Consider the following 25,162-nt stretch of genomic DNA (forward strand, 5'->3'; position numbering starts at 1 on the left):
CATGAGGGAGTGAGAATGATAATCAATCGTAATCAAAGACGAGGAGTGAGTGAGATGAGGGAACAGGAGTTGTTCGACGTAACGATCATCGGCGGAGGACCTGCAGGGTTATATTCGACGTTCTATAGTGGTCTTCGGGGCATGAAGACGAAATTGATCGAGTATCAAGCAGAACTCGGAGGAAAATTGCACGTTTATCCGGAAAAGATGATCTGGGACGTCGGCGGACAGCCACCGATCACTGGTGAAAAACTCATGGCTCAACTCGTCGAACAAGGACTGACGTTCCAACCGACTGTTCAATTGAATGAAAAGATCATCTCGATCGCAAAAGACGTCTTCGGCAACTTCGTCTTAGAAGCAGAATCGGGTCGGATCCATTATTCGAAGACGGTCATCGTCGCGGTAGGCGGCGGCATCCTCAATCCACAAAAATTAAAAGTCGAAGGTGCGGAACGCTTTGAAGTGTCGAACTTGAACTATACGGTCAAATCGATTGAACGCTTTAAAGGAAAGACCGTCATCGTCTCAGGTGGTGGGAACTCTGCGATCGACTGGGCGAACGAGCTCGAACCGGTCGCAAAAAAAGTCTACGTCACGTATCGCCGGGATTGTTTCTCGGGGCACGAGGCGCAAGTCGACCAGCTCGTCAAAAGTTCGGCTGTCTGTCTCCTCAACACGACGATTCACAAGCTGATCGCAAGTCCTGATCATCAACGGATCGCATCAGTCGAATTGATCGACTGTCAAACAGACGAAATCGTCGAGATTCCAATTGATGAAGTCATCATCAATCATGGGTATGAACAGGATGCAGCACTGCTTGACGCGTGTGATCTCGATATCGCACGGGTCGATGACTTCTATATCGCAGGGAACGCGGCGAGCGAGTCGAGTGTACCGGGTCTATATGCTGCCGGAGATATTCTTTCGCACGACGGGAAGGTCCACTTGATCTCAGGTGCCTTCCAAGATGCGGCGAACGCCGTCAACCGGGCGAAACGCTTCATCGAGCCGGAAGCGCCAAAAGTGGCGATGGTCTCGTCACACAACGAAGTTTTCAAAAAACGCAATCGGGCGTTGATTGAGGAACGCGTTAATCAACAATCTTGAATAATGTTTAAACGTCCAAAATGCTTGGAAACAAGCGGATTTTGGACGTTTTTTTGTATGAATTTCATTTTTGTACTATAACAGAACGATTTGACAACGTACTGTATTTAGGACAAAATTCTACTTATGTTCCACTACATGTAGGATACAAGTAAGACGGATGTATAAGGAGGAAGGGTATGACAACTACGAAACGTAAGCCAATTGGCCTTGCCTGGCAAATTTTAATCGGCTTGATTCTCGGGATCACAGTCGGTGGTGTATTTTATGGGAATCCCCATGTCGCGGAGTGGCTTAAGCCAATCGGTGACATCTTTATCCGGATGATGAAAATGATCGTCGTTCCGATCGTCTTCACGACGATCGTCCTCGGTGTCTCATCAGTCGGTAGTCCGAAAAGTCTCGGACGTCTTGGTGTCAAAACGCTCGGTTACTTCACGATCGTGACGATGATCGCCATCTTCACGGGGCTGTTCGCAGCCAATCTCATTGAACCGGGTGCTGGTATTAACATGTCGACACTCGATAAAACGGACATTTCGACATATGTCGAAACGGAAGAGACGACACAAGACGCAGGACTCGTCGACAAGATCGTCAACATCGTCCCGACGAATATCTTGGACGCGATGGTCCGCGGTGACATGCTTGCAATCATTTTCTTCTCGGTCTTATTCGGACTCGGTGTCGGTTTTGCAGGAGAGAAGGGCCAACCGGTCGTTCGTTTCTTTGAAGGCGTCGCAGCAGCGATGTTCAATCTCGTCAATATCGTCATGAAATTCGCGCCGATTGGTGTCTTCGCTTTAATCGGTGTCACGGTCTCGACGTTCGGGATTGAATCGCTCGGTTCATTGTTTAAACTGATTGCGACATTATACGTCACAGCGCTTCTTTTCATGGTCATCGTCTTCGGTGCCATCATGAAATGGGTCGGGATTCGCGTTTCTGATTTCACGCGCATCTTCAAGGACGAGTTATTGCTGACGTATTCGACGGCGTCGTCTGAGACGGTACTGCCACGGATCATGGAAAAACTCGAGAAGATGGGTGTTCCGAAATCAATCGTTAGCTTCGTCGTACCGACGGGTTATTCGTTTAACCTTGATGGATCTGCGCTTTATCAAGCGCTCGCAGCCTTGTTCATCGCACAGATGTACGGGATTGATCTCTCGATCGGAACACAGCTGACGCTTGTCTTCGTCTTAATGCTGACATCAAAAGGGATGGCTGCCGTTCCTGGCGTCTCATTCGTCGTTTTACTCGCAACACTCGGTACGGTTGGTATCCCGGCAGAAGGACTTGCCTTCATCGCGGGGATTGACCGAATCATGGATATGATGCGCTCGGTCGTCAACGTCACAGGAAACACGCTCGCTTCACTCGTCATCGCGAAGTGGGAAGGTGTCCTTGACGAAGACCAACTCGAGACGTTCATGTCGACAGAAGGTAAAAAAGACGACGTCCGCAGTGCGTGATTGTCGTAAATATAAGGAAGGACTGAATCGTCAGTCCTTCTTTTTTTCGTCCTTGAAAATAGATTAAAGTCGATTGTTATTAAAGAAAATCCCTTATTTTTGATTATAATTAAAATTTTATTGAATATTATTGATTATAAAGTTAATATTGTTGATATAATCATAAGGAAGAGGCGATAGGATGGAAACGGTAGGAATCGTCATTGGTATTGTCACAGTCTGTATCGTACAATTTTACTTAGCAAGGCGCGGGAGAGTCTGGAGTCTCATCATTCCAGCCATCATCATTGGGCTCGGAATTTACTGGTATTTCGGAACAGGACCACACTCAGCGGATCGAAAATCGGTGATTCGGATGGGAACGTTTGCCGGTATATGTTTGATGATCTCAATGGCTGAGATGGGTGTCGATACGCGCCGTAAGCAACTGAAGCGTGAAAAAGAACGAATGGAGATTCAAGATTTGTAAGAGAAGTGAGGGAACACGATGGAACGACAAGACGTGCCCGCTTGGGTACTGGCACTCGAACAGGAACATCTCGAGTTCATCCGGAAGTTCGTCTTGAGCTCCGGTTCATTGAAGGATATGGCAACGGCTTATCAAGTATCCTACCCGACCGTCCGGGCGAAGTTGAACCAGTTGATCGAGCGGATTGATTCGGTGCAGCAGGAAGATGTCGAATTCGTCAACATGATCAAGAACTTAGTCTTAGATGAACGGTTGAGTCTCGATGTGGCGAAGACGATCATCGATTCCTACCGCAAGGGTCAAGCGAAAGAATAAACCAAAAAACGAGATTCCCGTATGACGGAAATCTCGTTTTTTTTATTGCTTATCGTTCTTTTTGTCCTGTTCCTTCTTGATCATCTTCTTTGCTGCTGCGCGGAAGCGGAAGATCAAGTAGAGACGGTAGAAGTCGATCGCGGCGAACAACGTCAACAGGATCGTCCAGAAGTTGAAGACCGTTCCTGCTTCGACCGAGTTGTTGTAAGCAAGGAACATGAAGAGAATACCGAAGATGGCATAGAACACTGCCATGAAGTTCGAGCTTTGACGCATGAAAACACGACCTTTCGTAAATTAAGACATCGCGTAGATGGCGAGTACGACGATTCCGTTGTTAAAGACATGGATGGCGATCGGAGCAATGATCCGGCGCGTCTTGACGAAGACGAGCGAGAAGACGAAACTCATCGCGACATAGATTAAAAATTTGTTGTCCTGGTGAATCAGTCCGAACAAGGCACCCGTCAAGATGAAGCTGAAGAAGAAACCGAGCTTCGAGGAGAGATTCCCGAACATGATATGCCGGAACAAGAACTCTTCCATGATCGGTCCAAGCAGGACGACCATGACTTGCAGGAGTGGGATGACTTGGATCGCTTGGATGATCTGATCCGTATTTTGCGATTTCGCGACATTCTCGATCCCGCCTGCCATCCAGGCATCGATCAAGTTGACGCTGATCAAGAGCGCATACAGGAGCACGATCCCGATTCCGATCCATTTCAACGTATCCATCGGATCGGTTTGACGTCCCTCTGCCTTCCACTTCTGCCAATCGGGGCGCAAGCAGTAGTAGGAGACGATGACGGCGACCGTGAAGCCGATCGCAAGCCACCAACCGGCGACGTCAGCAATGACGTTTTTCGGAAAGAAATATTGGAACGAACCCGGAACCAATTGGACGATCAGATAGATGATGATTGGGATGACGTGACGCTTTTGCCACTTCTCCGCCATCAGAAAAGGCAGACTGATTGGATTTTTCATCGTACAGGACACAACTCCTTTGTAATGAAGGTACTGTCCCGATTGTAACAAACAAACGGTCTTGGCGCACGATTGACGATGATTCAAAGGTGTCGATTTCGGGAAAACGGATAAAGGTTCAGGCTTGAATTCAGAAGAGAAAGCGTATAAGATAAAAATATGTTAGCACTCAACTAAAGTGAGTGCTAAAAAACAGTCATTTTCAAGGAGGATGTTTCGCATGTTAAAACCACTTGGTGATCGCATCGTGATCGAAGTCGTTAAAAAAGAAGAAACAACACTCGGAGGAATCGTTCTTCCTGGGTCAGCGAAAGAAAAACCACAAGAGGGTAAAGTCGTCGCTGTCGGTACAGGCCGTGTGACAGAGCAAGGCGTACGTGTACCACTTGAAGTGAGTGTCGGAGATCACGTCATCTATGCACAATATGCCGGTTCGGAAGTCAAAGTCGACGGCAATGAATACTTAATTTTACGCGAAAGCGATATTTTGGCAGTAGCCGAGTAATCTGTTCAATCATTTATAAGGGGGATTTCAGTCATGGCAAAAGACATTTTATTCAGTGAAGAAGCACGTCGAGCAATGCTCCGCGGGGTCGATGCATTAGCGGATGCAGTCAAAGTCACGATCGGACCAAAAGGACGCAACGTCGTTCTCGAGCGGAAGTTCGGTTCACCACTCATCACGAATGATGGTGTAACGATCGCAAAAGAAATCGAACTCGAAGATCACTTCGAGAACATGGGTGCAAAACTCGTCGCAGAAGTTGCCTCAAAAACGAATGAGATCGCAGGGGATGGTACGACAACAGCGACAGTCCTCGCACAAGCGATGATTCGCGAAGGTCTCAAAAACGTCACAGCGGGCGCAAACCCGATGGTCATCCGTAAAGGAATCGAAAAAGCGGTCCGTCGTGCCGTCGAAGAATTGCACACGATCGCTAAACCAATCGAAGGTAAAGAAGCAATCGCCCAAGTCGCAGCGATCTCAGCAGCAGACGAAGAAGTCGGTCAATTGATCGCGGAAGCGATGGAACGTGTTGGTCAAGATGGTGTCATCACGATCGAAGAATCACGTGGCTTCACGACAGAACTCGACGTCGTCGAAGGGATGCAGTTCGACCGTGGTTACGCGTCACCATACATGATCACGGATTCAGACAAGATGGAAGCGGTTCTTGAGAACCCGTATATCCTCGTCACGGACAAAAAGATCTCGAACATCCAAGAGATTCTTCCAGTCCTCGAGCAAGTCGTCCAACAAAACAAACCACTTCTCATCATCGCAGAAGACGTCGAAGGCGAAGCACTTGCGACACTCGTCGTCAACAAACTCCGTGGTACATTCAACGCGGTAGCGGTCAAAGCACCAGGCTTCGGTGACCGCCGGAAAGCGATGCTTGAGGATATCTCGATCGTTACAGGTGCAGAATTGATCACAGAAGACCTCGGTCTTGATCTGAAGGAAACACAAATCACGCAACTCGGTCGCGCGTCGAAAGTCGTCGTCTCAAAAGACAACACGACAATCGTCGAAGGCCACGGACACGGGGATTCGATCGAAGCACGTGTCGGTACGATCCGTGCGCAAATCGAAGAAACGACAAGCGACTTCGATCGTGAAAAATTACAAGAGCGTCTGGCGAAACTCGCAGGTGGCGTAGCAGTCGTCAAAGTCGGGGCAGCAACTGAGACAGAACTGAAAGAACGCAAGCTCCGGATTGAAGATGCACTCAACGCGACACGCGCAGCGGTCGAAGAAGGAATCGTAGCAGGAGGGGGAACAGCCCTCATTCACGTCACGAAAGCCGTCGAATCGATTTTGTCGGTCTCAACAGGCGACGAAGCAACAGGTGTCAACATCGTTCTTCGCGCACTCGAAGCACCACTTCGTCAAATCGCGGAAAACGCGGGTCAAGAAGGTTCAGTCATCGTCGAACGTCTCAAGCATGAAGCGCCAGGAATGGGCTACAATGCGGCAACAGATGAGTATGTCGACATGATCGAGACAGGAATCGTCGATCCAGCGAAAGTAACGCGTTCAGCACTTCAAAACGCAGCGTCGGTTTCAGCGATGTTCTTAACAACAGAAGCCGTCATCGCCGATAAACCAGAACCAGCCGGATCTGCTCCTGCAATGCCTGATATGGGCGGCATGGGTGGAATGGGCGGAATGATGTAAGACATTTCATCTAAAAGTACTGAATCCTAGTAAATAGGGTTCGGTACTTTTTTATACTTCAAATTTCGGAATAAGTTGCATAATTATTCTTTTATTTGTAATATTATACTTAATGTTTAAACGGTATACATATATAGAATTAACTTGGAATGAAAGGAGATTTAATATTTAATCGTCGACTTACGTTCAGAGATCAAAGAGAGATAGGGGTCATTAATTAAATGAATGAAATTTTAAAAGGCATAGTAACCTCGGGTACACTCATCGTCGCAATCGGCGCTCAAAATGCGTTCGTCCTTAAACAAGGTTTAATGAAAAACAATATTTTCTGGGTGGCGCTAGTATGTTTCTTGTGCGATGTGTTGTTGATGTGTACGGGCGTAATGGGAGTTGGTACCGTCATCAAGAATAATACGTTTGCAAATGTTGGTCTTGCGATTGTTGGAGGACTATTCCTTCTCTTGTATGGATTTAAATCTTTTCGTAGTGCATTTTCTTCATCACATACAATGGATGTTTCAACAGATTCTAAAATCATGCCCATTCACAAAACGATCTTACTTACATTAGCAATTACACTTTTAAATCCACATGTATACCTAGATACGGTCGTCGTCATCGGTGGTATTGCTGGAACTTTGACATTTGATCAAAAAATCAATTTTTTAATCGGAGCTTTGATTGCCTCATTTGTCTGGTTTTTTGGATTAGGATATGGATCGAGATGGCTCATTCCTGTATTTAAACAACCAAAAGCGTGGAAAGTATTAGATTTTGGAATCGGATGCTTAATGTTCTGGCTATCGTATCAATTGATTCAGTTTGCTTTAGAACAAAGTTAAATAGATATTTAAAGGGTTAAGGAGCAACTACCAAATATGAAGGACGATGAGATTTTATATTTAGTTGAACAGATGTCTGATGAAGAATACCTCTATCATGAAGAAATGAAGTGCTATACGAACGAAGGATCACCATCCGACTTAGCTTATGTAAAAGTCCGTCAATTTAGGGACGTGAATATGCTTCTGATATTAAACACTTTACTCGATAAAGTGAAACAAGCAGAACAAAAACAACATCTTTATTTTATGATTGGAACGATTGGTGTGAATTCAGGAGATGTTCGTGCAGGAATGTTATTGCTTGAAAAACTGGAGCAAGAGACAAAGCCGAGTCTTCTTGAAAGTATTCTGGAAGAACTAGCAAAACAACAATGCATTCCTGATACAGAACGAATTGTAAAATACATAGACGATTCTCGGTCGTCTGTTCGAGAAGCTGCGATTCAAACATTGCGAGCCTGTCGAGATGAGGCAGCAGAAGATGCATTAATTCGTTTGATTACGACATCAAATAACTCTTTTGATATCATGAGTGCTAATTTTGTTTTAGCCAAGATTGGAACAGAGCGAGCCGTTCCTTATTTGACTCCTTTGTTGGATCATTCTCGAGGAGACGTGAGGCATTCGGCTTTAGCTGCACTGAGTGAACTTGGAAATGGATTAGATCTTTCAATATTTTTGCACGGATTAAAAGATCGATCTAGCAATGTGAGAGAGTGTGCGTTAGTCGAAATTGAGCGACATGGTGATGAAGTAGCGATTGAGCCGGTGATTAAACGTTTACAAACATTAGTGAAGCGAACGCGACAAATACAAACAGATGAAGTCCTAATCGCTTTTCGATTTTTACATCGATACCAGCATTCCTATCAAGCGATTCCTAAACTATTTCATTGGATCATTCAAACAAAAAGAAAAGTCTTGTTTGACGAAGAATGGCAATGGATCGAAGACCATTTTACTTGCTATTGATGGGCTCGAGGATAGGTGGAGATAACAATCAATAAACAAGCCTGACCTTCTTCACGTCTAGTGAGAAGTCAGGCTTGTTTATTTCAATAAAATTAGCTGCTTTTTGATTACTCCAGTTCATTCTCCTCAATAATCTTATCCGACAGCTTTAACTGCTCACTCACATCCTTCACCTGATCGCGACAGAACTTCATCTCAACTTTTTTCTCGGTCGATACGTCATAACAGGTGCCTTCGCCTGATACTTTCGTCAAATCCGCTTCATAATAATAGTCCTTGTAGCGGAACGAACCATCGCGGAAGCCCGTCAGATTTGGTTTGTCGTCGACGAGGGATTGTCCCATCATATAGGACGTTTTGAGATTCAATAGATCAATGATCGTTGGTGCGATATCAATCTGTCCGCCATTCTCTTTCATGACCCGACCGGTTTGCTGGTCGGGTTTTTTGATGAAGAGCGGGATGCGGCGCTCGAGCTCGAACGCAGCAACCGGAGACGAGACATCCGCCTTTTTACGCATCTCGCTTCCTTCATTGACGAGTCCACTATCGTGATCGCCATAAAAGATGACGAGGGACTGATCCCAAAGATCCCGTTGTTTCAACTCGTCGATCATCTTTCCGACACCGGTATCGACGTAATGCACGGTCTCGTAATACCGTTTCAACATCGGATCCTTATATCCAGACAGATCAAGCGTCTGATCTTCCTTGTCGATCTCATACGGCGTATGACTCGTCAGCGCGACTAAAAACGAGAAGAACGGTTCTTGCAGTGTCTCCATGTGATCAATCGATTCGAGGAAGAACTGTTGATCGTTCAGTGCCATGCCGATTTTCTTCTCTTTTGAATAATCCTTTTGGCTGAAGAAGTGCTTAAAACCGATGTTCTGGTAGACATCGTCACGGTTCCAGAAGCCTTTTTCGTAAGCATGCATCGCTGCCGTATCGTATCCGTTCTTCTCAAGTAATGCAGGGAGCGGCTCGAATTCATTCGTCGGGTATTGTGTATAAACAGAGCCTGATTTTAATGGATAAAGTGACGTGTTCGTGATGAACTCGGCGTCCGAAGTTCGTCCTTCATGCGTCTGGTGGTAGAGCGACGAGAAGTAGAGCGATTCCTTCTTCAATTGATTCAGGTTCGGTGTCACTTCCTCACCATTAATGGTTTGGTCGATGACTGAAGCCTGGAACGATTCGAGCTGTACCAAAATGATATTCGGCGTCTGCTTCGGACCGGTCGGATTCGTCTGTTCCTTTTGATTGATGCGCTGTTGTTCCTGTGCCGTTAGTCCGTCGCTCGGTCGTCCGGTCACGCCTTTGAACACATCCCACCCGTGATAGCCCCAAAAGCCGAACAGGTAGTAGTCACGCATATCGGAGATCGTTGCCGTCGGTTGACGATCTTCCGTTAGCGTCCGGTACGTCAGCAGTGAGGCAGACAAGACGATGCCACTGATTGCGAGTAGTCCGGCTGTCCGGCGTCGTGTTTGCGCCGTCGTCACTTCCGGTCGTTTGCGGAAAACGAAGAGCAGCAGTACGAAAATCAAACTATCGGCGAACAAGAGGAAGTCTTGCGGTACGATCAAGGCGGTGAAGCCGCTACTGACGTCACTCATCTGCGTCATCTGTGAGAGGAGCGAGATGGAGAGGAAGTCCTCGAAGTAACGATAGTACCACATGTCGGAAGCAAGTAGAAAACTGTGTGCCAGCAATAGACCGAGCCAGACCCAGCGGCGTTTATTCCACGGAATCAGTAACGTCCAGCTCGACAGGATCAGCATACCGGCCAGGTTCATCAGTGTTAAATAGAGCGAAAGGTCGGTCTTTGTAAAGTAACTAAACAGCATGAACTTCAGCATGCCGAGTAATAGATAAAGAGTGTAGCGAATCGCCATGGTCAGTACTCCTTACGTGTGTCGTCACACAGTCTTTACCCTGAATCGAAACGTGTCGAACGCTTGAGTGTTTTCTGCAAAAAACATTAGAAGAATTACTGAATATGGAATAAAATAGAAGTAATCACTTATTTTTGAAAGGATGTTCTACATAGATGAACTGGAAACATTGGATGGGAAGTGCCGCGCTGATTTACGGTACATGGATGACGCTCACTGTAAGTGCAGATGCTGCACCGTATGATGTTAAAACGAAAGATCAAGCAATCGTTGGATTTTACGATTTAGAGACAAAAGAGACGACACCTTATCCGAAAGACGTCTCACCGTATATGGTGATGCGGGCGACGTCAGCCGATAAAACGTTATTCTTGTATGAAGATTATTATGGAGACGAAACCGAGCATCCTTATTATTTGATTGATGCGAAGACGGGAACTTCGGAACTGCTGACGCTTCCAGAAGGCAAGGAGTACCTGCGTGTCTTGAATCACGATATGGTGATAGGGTATACCTCATTTGATAAGTTATCAGTCTTTATTCGCGAAGGGGATCAATTCGTTACGCGTGATACGTTAGAAGTGACTTCTCAAAACCGGGTGCAGTGGATTAGTGCGAATCGCTTCTCGATCCAACGAGAAGATAGTGCTGATTGGTATGATGTGAATCCGGACGGTACATTCTCAAAAGTCCGTTCCGTTGACGTGAAGCGGTTCTCGCCTTTAACGAATGACTGGATCTTAGATGGTGAGCAAGATACGTTGCGTCACGTCGTCACCAATCAACAAATCACCTTACCGAAAGTCTCACGAGGATATTACGTTGAGGGAGCATACGAAACGAAAGACGGATTGTACGTTCAACTGGTCGATGCTAGTTCGTCAAACGAGTCATCGTTATTCTACTTAGATACGGCGAGTGGGCAACTGACGACACTCGTTGACCACTCAGAGCAATTAGCGAATGAACTGTTAGCGGATGGAAAAGCCATCTACCGGAGCAAGGATCAAGCGACGATGTTATCGTTTGCGTCTTATTTGCGCCAACCGATCGCAATCAATGACTTGACGAAGGATGATACGACGTTGCTCGAAGGAACGGTTCTAGCTCCTAGCGTTGAGCTGACGCGTATAGATGGAACGACAGGTATCGTTGAGCCCAGTAAATTATCGTTCACTGGGAATGTCGAACTGAAAAACGAGCTGTTCACGATCACGACGATTCCGAAACGTTTACCGTATAGTGAGTATCGGACGATATACACGACTGAAACCGGTAAGGTCTTGGAGGACCTGACACGTTATCAATACCAGCGTTATTTAACAGCTCAGGGTTCAGCGATTCCAACCATTAAGGAAGGTACAACATCCTATAGCTTTAACATCAATCAAAGCGATGTTCCGGTGACGGTCTATGGAAAAGATGGCGTCCTCATCGGAAGAGCTGCCTCCGATGAGACAGGACGTGTCCAAATCAACGTGTCGACGAAAAATCTTGTCGGTCAGGTGACGCGTTGGACGTTCGGAAATACACGAGACTTCAATCAAGAAGCATCCGTGAACCGGACCGTCGCAGGTTATGAAGTGCCACGCATTACCCAGTCGAAAAACGATAATTTTAAATTCATTACATACCGCTTAGAAAGTGCCAAAGAAGGCGGTATCTATAAAATCTATGCAGGAAAACGACAAATTCAATCTGTTCCAGCAACGAAAAAGACAGAGATTACGATTCCGTATACGAATGACTTTGCGTCATATCGTATTACACGAAGTGGTGAGTATCCTACGAAATCACTCTCTTTGAAAGATAGCGTGATGATTTACAGTAATCTATCCGCACCCCTAACGGATGAACACACGACGATCGAAGGGATTCTTGATGGAGATGCCGATTACGGAAAGCTGTATATTGATGGGAAATATACGGCATATATCGATCGTAAGAAAACGCAGAGTTTTGCGATTAAGACAAAACCATTGAAGGTTGGACAAGTCGTGACGTTCGTTGCCCGTAAAGGAACACAACTTCAAGTCTCCGGGCAGAAAGTCGTGGCAGCAGCCAATCCAACACTCAAGTCGTATACGACGTCACTCAGTCCGACGAGTACATCATGGAAAGTCAAAGCGACGAAAGGAAAGACAATCGTCGTCACAATCAATAAGAAGCGGTACACGAAACTCGCAACCGGTAAGACACAAACGATGACGTTCCCGAAACAAAAACGAGGCACTCGGGTCACGGTACACGCGGAGTCGATCAAGCTGCGTAAGAGTAAGACCTTTAGTTTAACGGTTAAATAAGTGAGCGGACAGGAATCCTTCGAGGCAGACGATGTCTTATAGAATTCCTGTTTTGTTTTAAAATGGTCTTTGGCTCAAACGTTTGGTTGAAGAATTGGTCTATATTTCCTCTTGAATTCAAACAATTGACGTTAATTTGCGCAGAAAGCGGGAATAGAAAGCGTGTACGTCCATCGTCCGTCACTGTCTTTTAAAAAAGGAGCGAAGTCATGTCAAACGTGAAACTAGCGGTCATCTATTACAGCGCAACCGGAACGAACCATCAACTTGCCTCATGGGCAAAAGAAGCGGGAGAAGCAGCGGGGGCGGAAGTCCGCCTTGCGAAAATCAAGGAGACAGCCCCAGCAGAAGCGATTGCTTCGAACCCATTGTGGCAAAAGCATGCGGAAGCCACACGTGATATCGAAGAAGCGACACCGGATCTACTCGACTGGGCAGATGCGATTATCTTTAGCGTCCCGACACGTTACGGTCATGTCCCAGGACAATTCCAACAGTTCCTCGACACGACAGGCGGACTGTGGGCACAAGGCAAACTCGTCAATAAAGTCGTCAGTGCGATGTCGTCGGCACAGAATCCGCATGGCGGTCAGGAAGCGACTGTTCTCGCGGTCTATACGACGATGTTCCACTGGGGTGCGATCGTTGCGGCACCGGGTTATTCGGATCCGGTCTTGTTCGCAGCGGGTGGAAATCCATATGGTACATCGGTCACTGTCGACCAAGACGGCAACATGGTCGAATCCGTCGAACCAGCCGTGCGCCATCAAGCGAAACGGACGGTTGAAGTGGCAAGCCGTCTCAACTCATAACATTACCTAATTCAAAAAGCGCCGGAATGCTGATTCGCATTCTGGCGCTTTTTCATATGCATCATGTGTTTTGTGTCAACGGAAGTTCGACTGTGAACGTCGAACCTTGTCCTTCGATCGACTCGACATGGATTTCTCCATCATGCCCACGCGCAATTTCGCGACAGATTGAGAGCCCAAGACCAGTACCGCCGATTTGACGGGTGTCCGAATTGTCGACACGATAGAATTTTTGGAACAAGTTACTCATCGCAGAAGCAGGAATCCCGATACCCTCATCTTGAATCGCGACGGTGACACGTGACGCGTGTCGCGTTAGTTGGATATCGATCGTTCCACCCGCTGGTGAGTATTTGATCGCATTGTTGATCAGGTTACTGAACAATTGGCGAATCTTCTTCGCATCCCCCTCGACGATCAGCGGTTCGACGTTTCGGAATATTTCAATCGCGTGGGAAGACGACGACAGGCTATGCAACTGTTTCAAATCACGAATCATCGCGACGATATCAAACGGTGCCATTTCGTATTCCTGACGGTTTGCTTCCATCCGTTGCAGGTCAAGGAAGTCATTGATCAACAGCGAGAGGCGTTCTGTTTCCGAATGGACCGCTTCGAGATACTTCTTCTGTCGCTTCGGTGGCAGGTCGCGCTGAATCATCAGCTCAGTGAAGCCATAGATCGACGAGAGTGGTGTCCGCAGTTCGTGCGAGATTGTCGAGACGAGTTCGTTTTTGATCCGGTCAATCTCGACTTCATTCGTCACGTCACGTAAGACGAGTAGAATCCCGCGGAACTGTCCACCATAATGAATGCTCTCGGAGTACGTCTTGATGAAGCGTCGCTCGTGATCAATCGAGAAGGTGATTCCTTCACCGATTTCACGCTGAACGAACGTCTTTTTCAAGTAACGTTCGAATTCCGGTAGTTGGTCGACGCGATGCTTGAGTTGAACGACAGACGGAGTGATGTTCATCAGTCCGTTCTCATCGAGACTGTCATCAACCGGATGGTCAAACAGATCGAGCAACGGTCGGTTGATCAATTGAATATCGCCTTCGGGTTCGATATAGACGATCGATTCACGAATAGAGTTCAATAGTCGCGCCGTTTTTTCCCGCTCACGTTCAATCTCGTCGAACGTCCGCATCCGCAAGAGTGACAATGCCAGCTGGCGCGCGAAGGCGGCTAGTTCTTCCTGTTCGTAACGATCAAACCGATCCTGATCGCGGGACAAGAAGATATAGGCGATGATCTCATTTTGACTCGGATCAAGAACCGGTGTGACAGCGCGTGCGACTTCGTCCTCGAACTGTGTATGCGGTCGTCGATCTTGTCGCGACTCACGCAATAACGGCTCAATCGTTGGCATCCAATCCTCGACTGTGAGCGGTGTCTGTGGATAAAAGACGATATCGATGACTTTTGTTCCTTCTTTAAAGATCAGTGCGCCTTGATCAGACTGCGTGATCTCAACCATCTTTTGGATGACAGAAGGATAAGCACTGATGCTATCGCGCGATGCCAGTGTCTCCGTCAATTGGTTTCGCAGGCGCAAGTGGGACTCGTTCCGTTGCGTCAGTTTTAAGGCATCTTCGAGATTGACGTTCGTTGACATCAATTGATGTTTGTTTTCAATCAAAGCTGTCGCCATCTGATGGAACGATTTACTCAATTCACCAATCTCGTCAGCACGGTTGAGTGGAATGAGTGGTAACGTATGCTCACCGCTTGCAAGAAGTTTACTCTCCTTGCTAAGAAGATGGATTTGTCGCGTCGTCCGTTCGATGAACGGGCGGACGATGAGCAAGATGACGAGGAATAGGACGAGCAGATTGACGAGCCAGATCCACTCGGCATACTTCGTCTGAGTGACAAGTTGTTCTTTTGCACCGAGTTCTTTCGCACGAAGACTACTCCGATAGTTCGTGAACGTACTCTCCATCGTGTTGACACTTTTACGCATCGTCTCACTGTTCGAGGCATTCATCTTGAATTTCCGATTCGGGTCCCGTGGTACTTGTGGCATCATCGCTTTTAGACTCGGCATCTGCAGGAAACGCTCGTCAATCGTGCCCGATTGCTTTGCTTGGACGTATTTAATCAAGCTGGGCATGACGAAATTGGTATAAGAATTATAGAGCGACCGGATATCAGACGCATAGATTTGATCCGCTTTATATAAGCGATTCTTTTCAAACCAAGCCGTCTGTTGTTCGAGTGATGCCTTCTTTTCATCAATCACGTCGAGCACGGCATCGTCACCGAAGACGATATAGCCGCGCATCTCGTATTGAAGGGACTGCCAATCGTCCCAGAGTTTTGTCGCTCGATCTTCGCGCAAGCTGATCGCATCGAGCTCTTGTTTCGCATCCGTGACTTGGTGGTTCGTATAAAAATAAGCAGCCAGGGAAGAGATCGATAGTGTAATAAGAATGAGATAAAACGACGACATGATCTGTCGGCTGATCTTTTGATTGAACCATTTTCGCATATGGATTATGGATGCTCCTTTGTCTATGTGAGTCAAGCGTCGATTAGATGTATTACGTTGGAATATTTGTTACCGTAATCGTACATTTTTTAGACGAATAAATATAGTCATAATGCTTAAAATATCTTCAAAGTAAGAGATACAGGTTCACAAAGAAAACTTAGAACGACAAAAAAGCAGGACGGGATTTTACTCCCAACCTGCTCCGATGCCCATTAATGATGTTCGACGACAATCTTCCCAATCGTTTTTCCGCTCTCGACGAGACGGTGTGCTTCTTTCAGATTGTCAGCGTTCATGCCGATTAACGTCTGTGTCACCGTCGTCTCAAGTGTATGTTCTTCGATCCATGCTGCGACTTGCGTCAGAATCTCATGTTGGCGGATCATGTCCTCTGTCTCGAACAGCGGACGCGTGAACATGAACTCCCAGACGAACGTCGCACTCTTTTGTTGGAGCGCACTTAAATCGAGTTTTTGATACGTCTCGACGATGCTACAGATTTTCCCTTGTGGTGCAATTACATCGACCATCGTCTCAAAATGTTGGTCCGTCGCATTGAGACAGAAGATATAGTCGACGTATTTGTAGCCGAGGGCTTCCAGCTGAGGACGGAATGCCTCGTGGTGATTGATCGTATGATGTGCACCGTGTTCCTTCGCCCACTCAATCGTCTCGTCGCGTGACGCCGTTCCGATGACGGTCAGTCCAGCGTGATTCGCGAGTTGTGTTGCAATTGAACCGACACCACCAGCAGCTCCGATGATGAGGATCGTCTTCTCGAGATTCGACTTAGCGTCAAACGTCAATCCGAGACGATCGGTCAATGCTTCGTAAGCTGTCAGCGTCGTCAACGGGAGAGCAGCGGCTTCGCTAAAGGTCAACCGTTCCGGCTTTTTGGCGACGATCCGTTCATCGACGAGTTGGAAGTCACTGTTTGACCCTGGGCGCTGAATCGCACCGGCGTAATAGACTTCATCACCGACTTGGAAGAGGGAGGCATCATCGCCGACTTCAACGACGACTCCGGCTGCATCGTAACCGATGACCTTCGGCGCGTCTTCATCTTTCCCGTGAGCACGGACTTTCGTATCGACCGGGTTGACGGAGACGGCTTTAATCTCAACTAAGAGATCGTGTCCCGTTGCTTCCGGGCGTGGTAGTTCCAGGTCAATCAGACTTTCGTGTTCCGTCAGTGGTAAGTGTCGGTGGAAACCGACGGCGGACATATTCGACATCGACAATCATCCTTTCCAGATAGGAATCGTTTCTCTCCATCTGTTCCACGCCTATTCAGTCTTAAAACCAGTTGCGAAACTTTGAAAACGGATTCCCCTTCTGTCGTCAACGAAAGAATGCTGGATAGATATGGTAGCATATGAGAGTAGCTATCAATTTCGAGAAGGAGCGATTTTGTATGTATGACGTCATCTCTCTACCGGCAGGACCGACTCAAGTCACGATTGAACGTTACCTCGTCCATGCCCACCCGCACCCCCGTTCGTATCGACCCGCGCGTTTGATTGCCTTACGTCAAAGTGGTGGCGTCATGCATCGACTGTATCGCACGGAGCGGGAAATCGTGCTCTCTCCGCACGAGGCACTCGCCCCACAAGTCCAGCGGCTCTCGTTCTCGCAACAGGAGCGTGTCCTTGCGTATATCGAAGAACGTCGTGCGAGCTTCGGTTTTGATGAAGGGGAGGAATACAAATTTTACTTACTCGAAGTGGCATACGAGCTCCGTCATCTGCCACGAACGGATCGACCGATTCGGGCGCATACGTACTATCAACTGGATGAGCTGTTGTTGGGTCGACCGCTTGTCTTGCGAGCTAGAAGTCAAGAGCGCTCCACATGAGACAGAAAAACGGAACATGAAAAAGCAGTCCGCCTTTCCTTACGTTCATCGCGAGGAGGGCGGACTGTTTATTAAAGTGCTGGCGTTGGCGTCGGTGTGACACCGGTCTTTTTATAAGCTTGATCGATGGCAGTCCGGATTTCCTTGACGGAGCTACCTTTTTGATAAGCAACGATCGACTGTGCTGCGATATCGAGACACGTGCCGCACGTGATGCCGTGCGTCGTCCAGGTCGTGGAACTAGCAGTCTGCTCTTCGATGAAGCAGTCATAGTTGCTTGTATGACCAGCAGACTCACCGCAACCGCAATAACAAGGCATCTTCTTCAAGAGATCAGGATGTTTAGCGACGGAGCGGTAAATCGTCTGGATCGACTCATCCTGTTCGTTCAGAAAAGCGGGTAACGTGTCTGGTCCCGCGGTCTTCTCGAGTTGATCACCAGCACCGTGGCTGGCATGATCAGCATGATCTCCGTGATTCGTCTGTTCTGTTTTTGGAGCACCCGTTTGATCAGCTGTTCCGCATGCAGCGAGCAACAGGCTGATACTGAGGGGAAAGGCGTAACGATATAGTCGTGTTTGCATAATGTGCCTCTCTTTCATCGTCTTGCCTTCATTATAAGGAAAGACGTATCGAGAAGGCGTGACGATTTGTTGACGCTTACTTGGCGAGTGCTTCCGTGATCGTCTCGATGTTTGCTTGCATCATGCTGTAGTAAGTGTCGCCATCTTTACCCGGTGCACCGAGTGAGTCGGTGAAGAGAGTACCACCGATCGGAACACTAGTCTCCCTTGAGACGGTTTCCATGCTCCGCCGATCGACGCTCGTTTCGACGAACAGGACAGGGATATCTTGCTCCTTGATCGTATCGACGATCCGGCGGACTTGAGCCGGAGTTCCTTGATTATCTGAGTTGATCTCCCAAATATAATCCGCTTTGACGTCATAGGCAGTTCCGAAGTATTTGAAGGCTCCTTCGCTCGTGACGAGATGACGTTCTGCTTTCGGAATAGCGGCAAACTGCTTTTTCGCTTCCTGATCAAGCGTCTGCAATTTTTTGATATAGGCATCGGCATTTTTTTCGTAGTCGGCTTTGTGCTTCGGATCTTCCTTGATTAATGCCTGCTTGACGTTTTCGACGTAGCGGATGCCATTGCTTACGTCGAGCCACGCATGTGGATCAGTCTCCGATTCTTTGCCCTTCGTCGTCAGGTATTTCGGTTCGACGCCTTTGCTTAAACGATAGACTGGTGCGTCAGACGCGTCTTTGCCAGTCGTTGCCCGGAGTTTATCGAACCACGCACCGCCGGCTTCCAGGTTCAACCCGTTGTAGAAGACGACGTCAGCATCTGCCATCGCCTGTACGTCTGCCGGAAGTGGATCATACTCGTGCGGGTTTGCCCCGATCTTGACCATGCTGTGGACATCGACATGTTCACCACCGACCTCACGTGCGAGGTCAGCGAGAATCGAATATGTCGCGACGACCTTCAGCTTCCCGTTATCTTCTGCTGGTGTCGAACAAGCAGCAAGTAAGACCATGCTGAGGAGGACGAACAGAATGAGTTTTAATTTCATACAGTAGACTCCTTTCGTTTCCGGTGACGCATCAGACCGTGACGTGGTGAGAAGACGAAGACGAGGGCGAACAGCGTCGTCGCGACGAGGACGATCGATGCACCGGAAGATAGATTATAGGTGAAGCTGAAATACAGTCCGACGATGGCGGACAACGTACCGAAGCCTCCCGCTAGGAACAGCATCCGTGAGAGGCGGTTCGTCAGTAAATACGCGGTCGCTGCCGGTGTGATCAACATCGCGACGACGAGAATGATGCCGACGGTCTGGAGTGAAGCGACCGTGACGAGTGTCAGTAACGTCATCAGTCCGTAATGAATCCAGCGCGTCGATAGTCCATAGGCTTGCGCCATCGTTGGGTCAAACGAGCTGATCAGCAACTCTTTGTAGAACAAGAAAATCCCGCCGAGGACAATCAATCCGATGATGACGGTCATCCACATGTCGCTCGGACGGACCGCGAGGACGTTGCCGAACAGAATGTGATAGAGATCGCTACTGCTACGTAAGAACGAAATCAGGATGATCCCAAGGGCGAAGGCGGATGTGAACATGATTCCGATTGCCGTATCGTTCTTGATGCGACTGTTCTGGCTAACGAAACCGATTCCGAGCGCTGTCACGAGACCCGTCGCGACAGCACCGATCAGGAAGTTGATCCCGAGTAGGTAGGAAATCGCAACACCGGGTAAAACGGCGTGCGAGATTGCATCCCCCATCAACGACATCCCGCGAAGGATGATGAAACAGCCGATCACACCACAGATGATGCCGACCATGATGGCGGTGATCATCGCTTTTTGTAAGAACTCATATTGAAGTAATGCCTCGATGAACGTCATCCTTGTCCCTCCTTGCGTCGTTCGAATAGGGGTAAGCCATACGCTGGTTCGAGCCATTCCGGCGTCAAGATATCAGACGGTGGACCGACAGCGATCAATTGTTTGTTCAACAGCATCAATGTGTCGAAGTAGTCCTCTGCTTTATGCAAATCATGGTGGACGACGACGATCGTCCGTCCTTCGGCTCGGAGGGTCCGTAAAAGTTCGATGATCATCTGCTCACTCGCAACATCGATGCCGACGAACGGTTCGTCCAGCAATAGTAGCTCTGCTTCTTGGGCAAGGGCACGCGCCAGAAAGACCCGTTGTTGCTGTCCACCTGACAGCTCACCGATTTGGCGTTCGGCGTGATCAGACATACCGACCCGTTCGAGACATTCCATGGCGAACGCTTTTTGTGCTTTCGATGGTCGTTTGAATAAGCCGAGCTTCGGATAACAGCCCATCAACACGACGTCCTGCACACGAACCGGAAAGTCCCAATCAATTGCACTTCGTTGCGGGACGTATGCGACGCGTGACCGGACGTCTTCGAGTGATTGGTCGAGCACGCGTAACTGCTCGATGCGAGCCGGGATCAAACCGAGGACGGCTTTTAAGAATGTGGATTTACCAGCGCCGTTCGGTCCGATGATGCCAATCAACGAAGCGACCGGGAGACGAACGGACACTCCGTCGAGTGCATGGGTATCAAAATAAGAGACAGTGAGACGATCAACGTCAAGGGCGTACATGAATGATCACTCCTTTGGTTTTGTGGTATATAGAAGGAAAGTTTCCTTAGGGCAAAAAATAGGATAAAAATTTTAACTCCAATCACTGGAAAAAGATTCGGTCTACAAATAATGTTTCCTTAAGGCAAACTTTAAAGCCATAGGAAACAGATGTCAACTGTTTTTCGATATCGATCGCGAATCAACTCGTGCTAAGATGAAAAGGCAGAATACAGGGGGTGAGGAGATTGCGTCAGACAGCAGAACAACAATGGAAGTGGCTATTGCTCGATGCGCTCGCGAAAGAAAAACGAGAGCAAGCACAGCAAGTCATCGAAGAGGTCTATCCGTATGATATCGCGCAAGTGTATGAAGAGTTGGGCGAAGACGATCAGGCACGACTCCTCGACTATCTCGATCACGAGCGATTGGCAGATGTCCTCGAGGAGCTCGAAGGGGAGCAACGTCTCGCCGTCTTACGTCGTTTAGACGTCGAGCGTGCCGGGCACGTCCTCGATTTAATGGAGAACGATGATGTCGCGGATTTACTTGAGGAACTGGGACCGGAAGAGACTGACCGTTTGCTTGGTAGCATGCGGACGGACGAGGCACTGATCGTCCGCAATCTCTTGACGTATCCACCGGAAACGGCTGGGCGCTTGATGACAAACCGGTTCATCTGGGTCGGCGAGGATTTCACGGTCGGTGAGACGGTCGAGAAGATGCGCGACTACATCGAATACTCGGAGACGATCAACTATGTCTACGTCGTCAATCAACTCAGTGAACTCGTTGGGGTCATCTCATACCGGGATGTCATCTTAGCTGAAAATACGGAACGGATCAGTGACGTCATGGAGACGAAGGTGATCCGGGTCGCGGCAGAGACCGATCAGGAAGAAGTCGCGCAACTGTTCGAACGCTATGATCTCGTCTCGTTACCCGTCGTCGAGGGCGACATTCTTGTCGGACTGATCACGGTCGATGATGCGCTTGACGTCTTACGGGAAGAAGCGAACGAAGACATCGAGAAACTCTCGGCGTCCGGTAAATCAATTGATTTTGAGACGAAGCCGTGGATTGCTGCGACCCGTCGTTTACCGTGGCTCGTCTTGCTACTGTTCATCGGGCTCGTCTCTGGATCAATCATCAGTCAGTTCGAAGAGACGCTCTCAAAAGTCGTCGCGCTCGCCTTCTTCATGCCGATGATTGCTGGTATGACCGGAAATACCGGTACCCAATCGCTCGCGGTCGTCGTCCGCGGATTGATCACGCGTGAAGTCGATAAGCGGGTCGCGACTCGGTTGATCCTACGGGAGCTCTGGGTTGGTTTAATCATTGGTGTCATTTGTGGTATCTTGATCGCCATCATTGCCTACGTCTGGCAAGGGAGTGCCGTCTTGGGTCTTGTCGTCGGCAGTTCGCTCGTCATCACGTTGATCTTCGGGACACTTGCTGGAACGATCATTCCGCTCATCCTACATCGCCTAAAGATTGACCCAGCAATCGCATCCGGACCATTGATCACGACGTTGAACGATATCTTATCGCTCCTCGTCTACTTCGGGATTGCAACGGCATTCATTAGCCGCTTGATGTAAAAAAACCGAACCGATTCATCTTCGTCAAGAGGAAGGGAATCGGTTCGGTTTTTTCATGTGTGATCATTCGTCGTGCGAATCCAGATCGCGAGTGGACCAACGTCGTCAAAGCCGGCTTCAAGCGCTGTGATCAGGTGATCGCCATACTCGTAACCGACGAGCGATTGACCGGGAAAATGTGCTGAACTCAAACGTGCGATATCATCCCATAAGCGTTCGTCGAGGTAATCGGAATTGACGTACGTCAGTCCGGTCGTCACTTGATTCGAGTAGGCGATGCAACTTGCTTGTTGCGCCTCCGAATAGAAGAAGCGGACAGCGGGATGTTGCCATAACGTTGTGGGCAACTCCGGTGTTGCCTGGATAGCCTGGAAGCGAGCGAACTGATCGAGATCCGTCACGACGGACCAATCGACGGGAAGGGCACGGCGATCGAGTATGGCAGGGCGGGTCATCCATTCTGCTGTAAATAAATGACTGAGACCGGCACTCGAGAAATCATAGCTTGCCGTGCAGTCCTTGATGCTATAGACATCCGTGACACCAATTCGCTGATGGGGAAGCCGGACCATCAGTTCCGGATAATAGCTCGGTACGCTTCCTTGAGCGTGCCAGGTCGAATCAGTTTCCGTCACCCGGCAACCGGCTGACTCACAGACGAGGCGACACCAATCGAAATTATTTTGGATGGCAGCTTGGCGCATGGATCATTCCCCCTTATTCATCCTCCGGTTGTTTAATCAGGACATACGATAACGTGGCAATCAGTGTTAAGAACAACCCGCAGCCAATCGTGATGTATGCCATCGTAAAGACCTTACCGAGCGTCGTCGTCGGAACGAATGTTGGATGCCCAACCGTACTTAGTGTCGTGATACAAAAGTAAAGTGCATCCACCAGCGATAGATTTTCTTCCGTGCTATAGAAAATCGTCCCGGAGACGAGCGTCAACAGGCAGAGAATCAATAGACCACGAAAGTAAGATAAGTGAAAGGCGCGGCGCAATCCCTTGAATAAACGTGAAAAAATCGTCAGTACAGAAATCATGGAATCTCTCCTTTAGGATCGTTGCGTCGAGTCCATCGTATCATGAATGAAATAATCGTTCTTTCCGGCATGTTTGACGCGGTACATCGCTTGGTCAGCATGCTGAATCAGCGTGTCGAGATCGACGCCATGATTGGGTGAGTAACTAAGTCCGATGCTCGTTCGGATTTCAATGGTTTCTTCAGCGAACCGGTAAGGGTTGTCTTGCAAGTACGTCAACAGATTCGCAGCATAGGCATGGAGCGTAGCGACAGACGGATGACGATAGAGTAAGAAGAATTCGTCGCCACCGACACGGGCAGCGAACCCATTCTGTTCCGCATGGTGTTCTAGAAGGCGAGCGATATGAATCAAGAAGGCGTCACCGATTTGATGTCCATACGTATCGTTGATGGCTTTGAAACCGTCGAGATCGACGACGATGATCGCGATATGATCAAGCTCGAGTAACTCTTGTGCCGCACGTTCGTAAAAGCTTCGGCGATTCGCAATCTTCGTCAACGGATCGTGGTAGGCGAAGAAACGAATCGTCTGCTCCGCTTCCTTGAAGGACTGGATATCACGAATCAACAACATCCCGTGCAGCTCTTGTTCGATGAAGACGAAATCGGCATCCATGACGACGTAGCGTTCTTGCTGTCGCGCTGTCAAAATCTTCGTTTCGAATTCGTTGAACTTACGTTGCGATAAAAAGTGTGTCATATAATGCAGCGACCAATCGGCTTGTTTTTTATCCGGTAAGTAGGTCGAAAACGTACATGCCGTTAAGTCACCGGTCTCGAACAGACGATGAGCAGCTGGGTTGGCACTCTCAATTCGTCCGTCCCGGTCGAGCAGCAGGATTGCCGAAGGATTCAAATTGTAGAGCGTCGCGAAACGCTTTTGATAGGACGCGAGATAATCGAATCGGCGCATTGCGATCGCCAGTGCTCCTGCCCAGAACAAACCGCCATACATATAGGCATACGGTGGCATGATGCCGTAGAACGACCAGTAGCCGAAGACGATATCCCATACGAGAACGAGAATCGCGACACTCAATAAGACACTGATGATGCCACGACGTGCATCTTTCAAGTGTGTCCGTGCGTACACGAGCAGACCGATGACAAGGAGATGGAAGATGTTCCCGACCGTCATCGTCACTAGATATTGTGTGTTGAATTCAGGGTAGATGAACTGTCCGACCTGTGTGAATTGCTGACTGTTGATGACGTTCGTCTGGAAGACGTATGTCGTCAGCACGACGCCCATCGGAAGATAGAAGATCCATGGGTACAGTAAGCGTGGCATTCGTTTCCACAAATTCGAGACGCGAAAGATGAAGTGAAGCGATGTACTGAAGACGATCAGACCAGCATTTCCGAACCAGCAGGTCACGAATGCCGGACTAAACTCGATCGGGGAGGCATTCCGGAAAAATTCACCAAGGAACAACATCCCGTAAGCGAACGTGAATAAGCTAAGCAGTCGGTGTTGCGGACGTGATGGGTTGCGTAAAAATATATCAATCGACATGTAGAACATGATGAAGGTCGGAATCAGATAGACAATCGTAAAAAGAAACAAGGATGGCATGGCGTTCCGCCCTTCTAGATAATTTTTAGGTAGATAGTCTCAGTATAGTGGGCGAAGATTGCTTAGGCGGATTGAAATTT

At 48.3% G+C, this 25,162-nt stretch carries 24 protein-coding genes; 12 read left to right on the forward strand and 12 right to left on the reverse strand.

Annotated features, from left to right (window positions below):
• The first annotated feature begins 54 nt into the window (after positions 1–54).
• The 4 genes from KNQ18_RS00150 to KNQ18_RS00165 all read left to right on the forward strand — a co-directional run bounded on the left by KNQ18_RS00150 (position 55) and on the right by KNQ18_RS00165 (position 3,372).
• A complete protein-coding gene (locus tag KNQ18_RS00150) occupies positions 55–1,113 on the forward strand; it encodes an NAD(P)/FAD-dependent oxidoreductase (protein WP_029342814.1) in 1,059 nt (352 codons plus the stop codon).
• A 179-nt stretch (positions 1,114–1,292) separates the two neighbouring features.
• Entirely contained in the window at positions 1,293–2,588 is a 1,296-nt protein-coding gene (locus KNQ18_RS00155) for a cation:dicarboxylate symporter family transporter (RefSeq protein WP_214724225.1), read from the forward strand.
• A 181-nt stretch (positions 2,589–2,769) separates the two neighbouring features.
• Positions 2,770–3,057, forward strand: coding sequence for a hypothetical protein (locus KNQ18_RS00160; protein WP_214724223.1), 288 nt, complete (start codon positions 2,770–2,772; stop codon positions 3,055–3,057).
• Between the two features lie 18 nt (positions 3,058–3,075).
• Positions 3,076–3,372 (forward strand): DUF2089 family protein, encoded by a 297-nt coding sequence (locus KNQ18_RS00165; RefSeq protein WP_023469590.1) that lies wholly within the window; start codon positions 3,076–3,078, stop codon positions 3,370–3,372.
• A gap of 42 nt (positions 3,373–3,414) precedes the next feature.
• Here KNQ18_RS00165 and KNQ18_RS00170 read toward each other — a convergent pair whose 3' ends face one another.
• Together KNQ18_RS00170 and KNQ18_RS00175 are read right to left on the reverse strand one after the other, a co-directional pair.
• Positions 3,415–3,648: a DUF4305 domain-containing protein gene (locus KNQ18_RS00170; protein WP_023469589.1), complete on the reverse strand. Its 234-nt coding sequence runs from the start codon at positions 3,646–3,648 to the stop codon at positions 3,415–3,417.
• Positions 3,649–3,669: 21 nt separating this feature from the next.
• Positions 3,670–4,362 (reverse strand): CPBP family intramembrane glutamic endopeptidase, encoded by a 693-nt coding sequence (locus KNQ18_RS00175; RefSeq protein WP_214771798.1) that lies wholly within the window; start codon positions 4,360–4,362, stop codon positions 3,670–3,672.
• A gap of 220 nt (positions 4,363–4,582) precedes the next feature.
• Between KNQ18_RS00175 and groES the strand changes: the two genes are divergently transcribed.
• The 4 genes from groES to KNQ18_RS00195 all read left to right on the forward strand — a co-directional run bounded on the left by groES (position 4,583) and on the right by KNQ18_RS00195 (position 8,358).
• Positions 4,583–4,867, forward strand: a complete 285-nt coding sequence (groES, locus tag KNQ18_RS00180; protein WP_023469587.1) for a co-chaperone GroES — start codon at positions 4,583–4,585, stop codon at positions 4,865–4,867.
• Positions 4,868–4,900: 33 nt separating this feature from the next.
• A complete protein-coding gene (groL, locus tag KNQ18_RS00185; protein WP_023469586.1) occupies positions 4,901–6,541 on the forward strand; it encodes a chaperonin GroEL in 1,641 nt (546 codons plus the stop codon).
• Between the two features lie 221 nt (positions 6,542–6,762).
• Positions 6,763–7,383, forward strand: a complete 621-nt coding sequence (locus KNQ18_RS00190) for a LysE/ArgO family amino acid transporter (protein ID WP_149427959.1) — start codon at positions 6,763–6,765, stop codon at positions 7,381–7,383.
• Positions 7,384–7,419: 36 nt separating this feature from the next.
• Entirely contained in the window at positions 7,420–8,358 is a 939-nt protein-coding gene (locus KNQ18_RS00195; RefSeq protein WP_149427958.1) for a HEAT repeat domain-containing protein, read from the forward strand.
• Between the two features lie 107 nt (positions 8,359–8,465).
• On the opposite strand, the gene KNQ18_RS00200 is transcribed toward KNQ18_RS00195, so the two are convergent.
• A complete protein-coding gene (locus KNQ18_RS00200; RefSeq protein ID WP_149427957.1) occupies positions 8,466–10,256 on the reverse strand; it encodes an LTA synthase family protein in 1,791 nt (596 codons plus the stop codon).
• Positions 10,257–10,411: 155 nt separating this feature from the next.
• On the opposite strand from KNQ18_RS00200, the gene KNQ18_RS00205 reads away from it, so the two are divergent.
• A complete protein-coding gene (locus KNQ18_RS00205; RefSeq protein ID WP_149427956.1) occupies positions 10,412–12,559 on the forward strand; it encodes a hypothetical protein in 2,148 nt (715 codons plus the stop codon).
• Between the two features lie 209 nt (positions 12,560–12,768).
• A complete protein-coding gene (gene wrbA, locus KNQ18_RS00210) occupies positions 12,769–13,371 on the forward strand; it encodes an NAD(P)H:quinone oxidoreductase (protein WP_035410786.1) in 603 nt (200 codons plus the stop codon).
• A 61-nt stretch (positions 13,372–13,432) separates the two neighbouring features.
• On the opposite strand, the gene KNQ18_RS00215 is transcribed toward wrbA, so the two are convergent.
• The gene (locus KNQ18_RS00215) at positions 13,433–15,865 is read right to left on the reverse strand and encodes a HAMP domain-containing sensor histidine kinase (protein ID WP_149427955.1); all 2,433 of its coding nucleotides are present in this window, start codon (positions 15,863–15,865) and stop codon (positions 13,433–13,435) included.
• A gap of 215 nt (positions 15,866–16,080) precedes the next feature.
• Positions 16,081–17,094: a zinc-binding alcohol dehydrogenase family protein gene (locus KNQ18_RS00220; protein WP_285800511.1), complete on the reverse strand. Its 1,014-nt coding sequence runs from the start codon at positions 17,092–17,094 to the stop codon at positions 16,081–16,083.
• Positions 17,095–17,282: 188 nt separating this feature from the next.
• On the opposite strand from KNQ18_RS00220, the gene KNQ18_RS00225 reads away from it, so the two are divergent.
• Complete coding sequence (locus KNQ18_RS00225) at positions 17,283–17,723, forward strand: hypothetical protein (RefSeq protein ID WP_214771789.1); 441 nt, start codon at positions 17,283–17,285, stop codon at positions 17,721–17,723.
• A 71-nt stretch (positions 17,724–17,794) separates the two neighbouring features.
• Here the strand turns inward: KNQ18_RS00225 and KNQ18_RS00230 are convergent, their stop codons facing one another.
• The 4 genes from KNQ18_RS00230 to KNQ18_RS00245 form a co-directional block, all read right to left on the reverse strand.
• Complete coding sequence (locus KNQ18_RS00230) at positions 17,795–18,307, reverse strand: PCYCGC motif-containing (lipo)protein (protein WP_035395745.1); 513 nt, start codon at positions 18,305–18,307, stop codon at positions 17,795–17,797.
• Between the two features lie 76 nt (positions 18,308–18,383).
• On the reverse strand, positions 18,384–19,301 hold the full coding sequence (locus KNQ18_RS00235) for a metal ABC transporter substrate-binding protein (RefSeq protein WP_214771786.1): 918 nt from the start codon (positions 19,299–19,301) through the stop codon (positions 18,384–18,386).
• A complete protein-coding gene (locus KNQ18_RS00240; RefSeq protein WP_214771783.1) occupies positions 19,298–20,143 on the reverse strand; it encodes a metal ABC transporter permease in 846 nt (281 codons plus the stop codon). Before KNQ18_RS00240 ends, KNQ18_RS00235 begins: the two co-directional genes overlap by 4 nt.
• Complete coding sequence (locus KNQ18_RS00245; protein WP_214771780.1) at positions 20,140–20,877, reverse strand: metal ABC transporter ATP-binding protein; 738 nt, start codon at positions 20,875–20,877, stop codon at positions 20,140–20,142. The genes KNQ18_RS00240 and KNQ18_RS00245 overlap by 4 nt, the downstream gene beginning before the upstream one ends.
• Positions 20,878–21,104: 227 nt before the next feature.
• On the opposite strand from KNQ18_RS00245, the gene mgtE reads away from it, so the two are divergent.
• On the forward strand, positions 21,105–22,457 hold the full coding sequence (gene mgtE, locus KNQ18_RS00250) for a magnesium transporter (protein ID WP_023469574.1): 1,353 nt from the start codon (positions 21,105–21,107) through the stop codon (positions 22,455–22,457).
• A 53-nt stretch (positions 22,458–22,510) separates the two neighbouring features.
• On the opposite strand, the gene KNQ18_RS00255 is transcribed toward mgtE, so the two are convergent.
• From KNQ18_RS00255 to KNQ18_RS00265, 3 genes are read right to left on the reverse strand one after another with little or no spacing between them, the layout of a single operon-like run.
• On the reverse strand, positions 22,511–23,161 hold the full coding sequence (locus tag KNQ18_RS00255) for a hypothetical protein (protein WP_214771777.1): 651 nt from the start codon (positions 23,159–23,161) through the stop codon (positions 22,511–22,513).
• A 13-nt stretch (positions 23,162–23,174) separates the two neighbouring features.
• Positions 23,175–23,504 (reverse strand): potassium channel family protein, encoded by a 330-nt coding sequence (locus KNQ18_RS00260; protein ID WP_214771774.1) that lies wholly within the window; start codon positions 23,502–23,504, stop codon positions 23,175–23,177.
• A 12-nt stretch (positions 23,505–23,516) separates the two neighbouring features.
• Positions 23,517–25,082 carry a sensor domain-containing diguanylate cyclase gene (locus KNQ18_RS00265; protein WP_215083568.1) on the reverse strand — a complete coding sequence of 522 codons (1,566 nt, stop codon included), beginning with the start codon at positions 25,080–25,082 and terminating at the stop codon, positions 23,517–23,519.
• Positions 25,083–25,162 lie beyond the last annotated feature (80 nt).

The organism is Exiguobacterium sp. s78, assembly GCF_018618985.1.
Classification (GTDB): Bacteria; Bacillota; Bacilli; order Exiguobacteriales; family Exiguobacteriaceae; genus Exiguobacterium_A; species Exiguobacterium_A abrahamii.

Excerpts from the sequence above, each read along its gene's own strand:
- KNQ18_RS00235 (WP_214771786.1), bottom strand. The coding sequence starts at position 19,301 with ATGAAATTAAAACTCATTCTGTTCGTCCTCCTCAGCATGGTCTTACTT.
- KNQ18_RS00220 (WP_285800511.1), bottom strand. The coding sequence starts at position 17,094 with ATGTCCGCCGTCGGTTTCCACCGACACTTACCACTGACGGAACACGAA.
- KNQ18_RS00245 (WP_214771780.1), bottom strand. The coding sequence starts at position 20,877 with ATGTACGCCCTTGACGTTGATCGTCTCACTGTCTCTTATTTTGATACC.
- KNQ18_RS00255 (WP_214771777.1), bottom strand. The coding sequence starts at position 23,161 with ATGCGCCAAGCTGCCATCCAAAATAATTTCGATTGGTGTCGCCTCGTC.
- KNQ18_RS00195 (WP_149427958.1), top strand. The coding sequence starts at position 7,420 with ATGAAGGACGATGAGATTTTATATTTAGTTGAACAGATGTCTGATGAA.
- KNQ18_RS00175 (WP_214771798.1), bottom strand. The coding sequence starts at position 4,362 with ATGAAAAATCCAATCAGTCTGCCTTTTCTGATGGCGGAGAAGTGGCAA.
- KNQ18_RS00160 (WP_214724223.1), top strand. The coding sequence starts at position 2,770 with ATGGAAACGGTAGGAATCGTCATTGGTATTGTCACAGTCTGTATCGTA.
- wrbA (WP_035410786.1), top strand. The coding sequence starts at position 12,769 with ATGTCAAACGTGAAACTAGCGGTCATCTATTACAGCGCAACCGGAACG.
- KNQ18_RS00170 (WP_023469589.1), bottom strand. The coding sequence starts at position 3,648 with ATGCGTCAAAGCTCGAACTTCATGGCAGTGTTCTATGCCATCTTCGGT.
- KNQ18_RS00165 (WP_023469590.1), top strand. The coding sequence starts at position 3,076 with ATGGAACGACAAGACGTGCCCGCTTGGGTACTGGCACTCGAACAGGAA.
- KNQ18_RS00225 (WP_214771789.1), top strand. The coding sequence starts at position 17,283 with ATGTATGACGTCATCTCTCTACCGGCAGGACCGACTCAAGTCACGATT.
- KNQ18_RS00230 (WP_035395745.1), bottom strand. The coding sequence starts at position 18,307 with ATGCAAACACGACTATATCGTTACGCCTTTCCCCTCAGTATCAGCCTG.
- KNQ18_RS00155 (WP_214724225.1), top strand. The coding sequence starts at position 1,293 with ATGACAACTACGAAACGTAAGCCAATTGGCCTTGCCTGGCAAATTTTA.
- KNQ18_RS00215 (WP_149427955.1), bottom strand. The coding sequence starts at position 15,865 with ATGCGAAAATGGTTCAATCAAAAGATCAGCCGACAGATCATGTCGTCG.
- KNQ18_RS00260 (WP_214771774.1), bottom strand. The coding sequence starts at position 23,504 with ATGATTTCTGTACTGACGATTTTTTCACGTTTATTCAAGGGATTGCGC.
- groL (WP_023469586.1), top strand. The coding sequence starts at position 4,901 with ATGGCAAAAGACATTTTATTCAGTGAAGAAGCACGTCGAGCAATGCTC.
- KNQ18_RS00205 (WP_149427956.1), top strand. The coding sequence starts at position 10,412 with ATGAACTGGAAACATTGGATGGGAAGTGCCGCGCTGATTTACGGTACA.
- groES (WP_023469587.1), top strand. The coding sequence starts at position 4,583 with ATGTTAAAACCACTTGGTGATCGCATCGTGATCGAAGTCGTTAAAAAA.
- KNQ18_RS00240 (WP_214771783.1), bottom strand. The coding sequence starts at position 20,143 with ATGACGTTCATCGAGGCATTACTTCAATATGAGTTCTTACAAAAAGCG.
- KNQ18_RS00200 (WP_149427957.1), bottom strand. The coding sequence starts at position 10,256 with ATGGCGATTCGCTACACTCTTTATCTATTACTCGGCATGCTGAAGTTC.
- KNQ18_RS00265 (WP_215083568.1), bottom strand. The coding sequence starts at position 25,082 with ATGCCATCCTTGTTTCTTTTTACGATTGTCTATCTGATTCCGACCTTC.
- KNQ18_RS00150 (WP_029342814.1), top strand. The coding sequence starts at position 55 with ATGAGGGAACAGGAGTTGTTCGACGTAACGATCATCGGCGGAGGACCT.
- KNQ18_RS00190 (WP_149427959.1), top strand. The coding sequence starts at position 6,763 with ATGAATGAAATTTTAAAAGGCATAGTAACCTCGGGTACACTCATCGTC.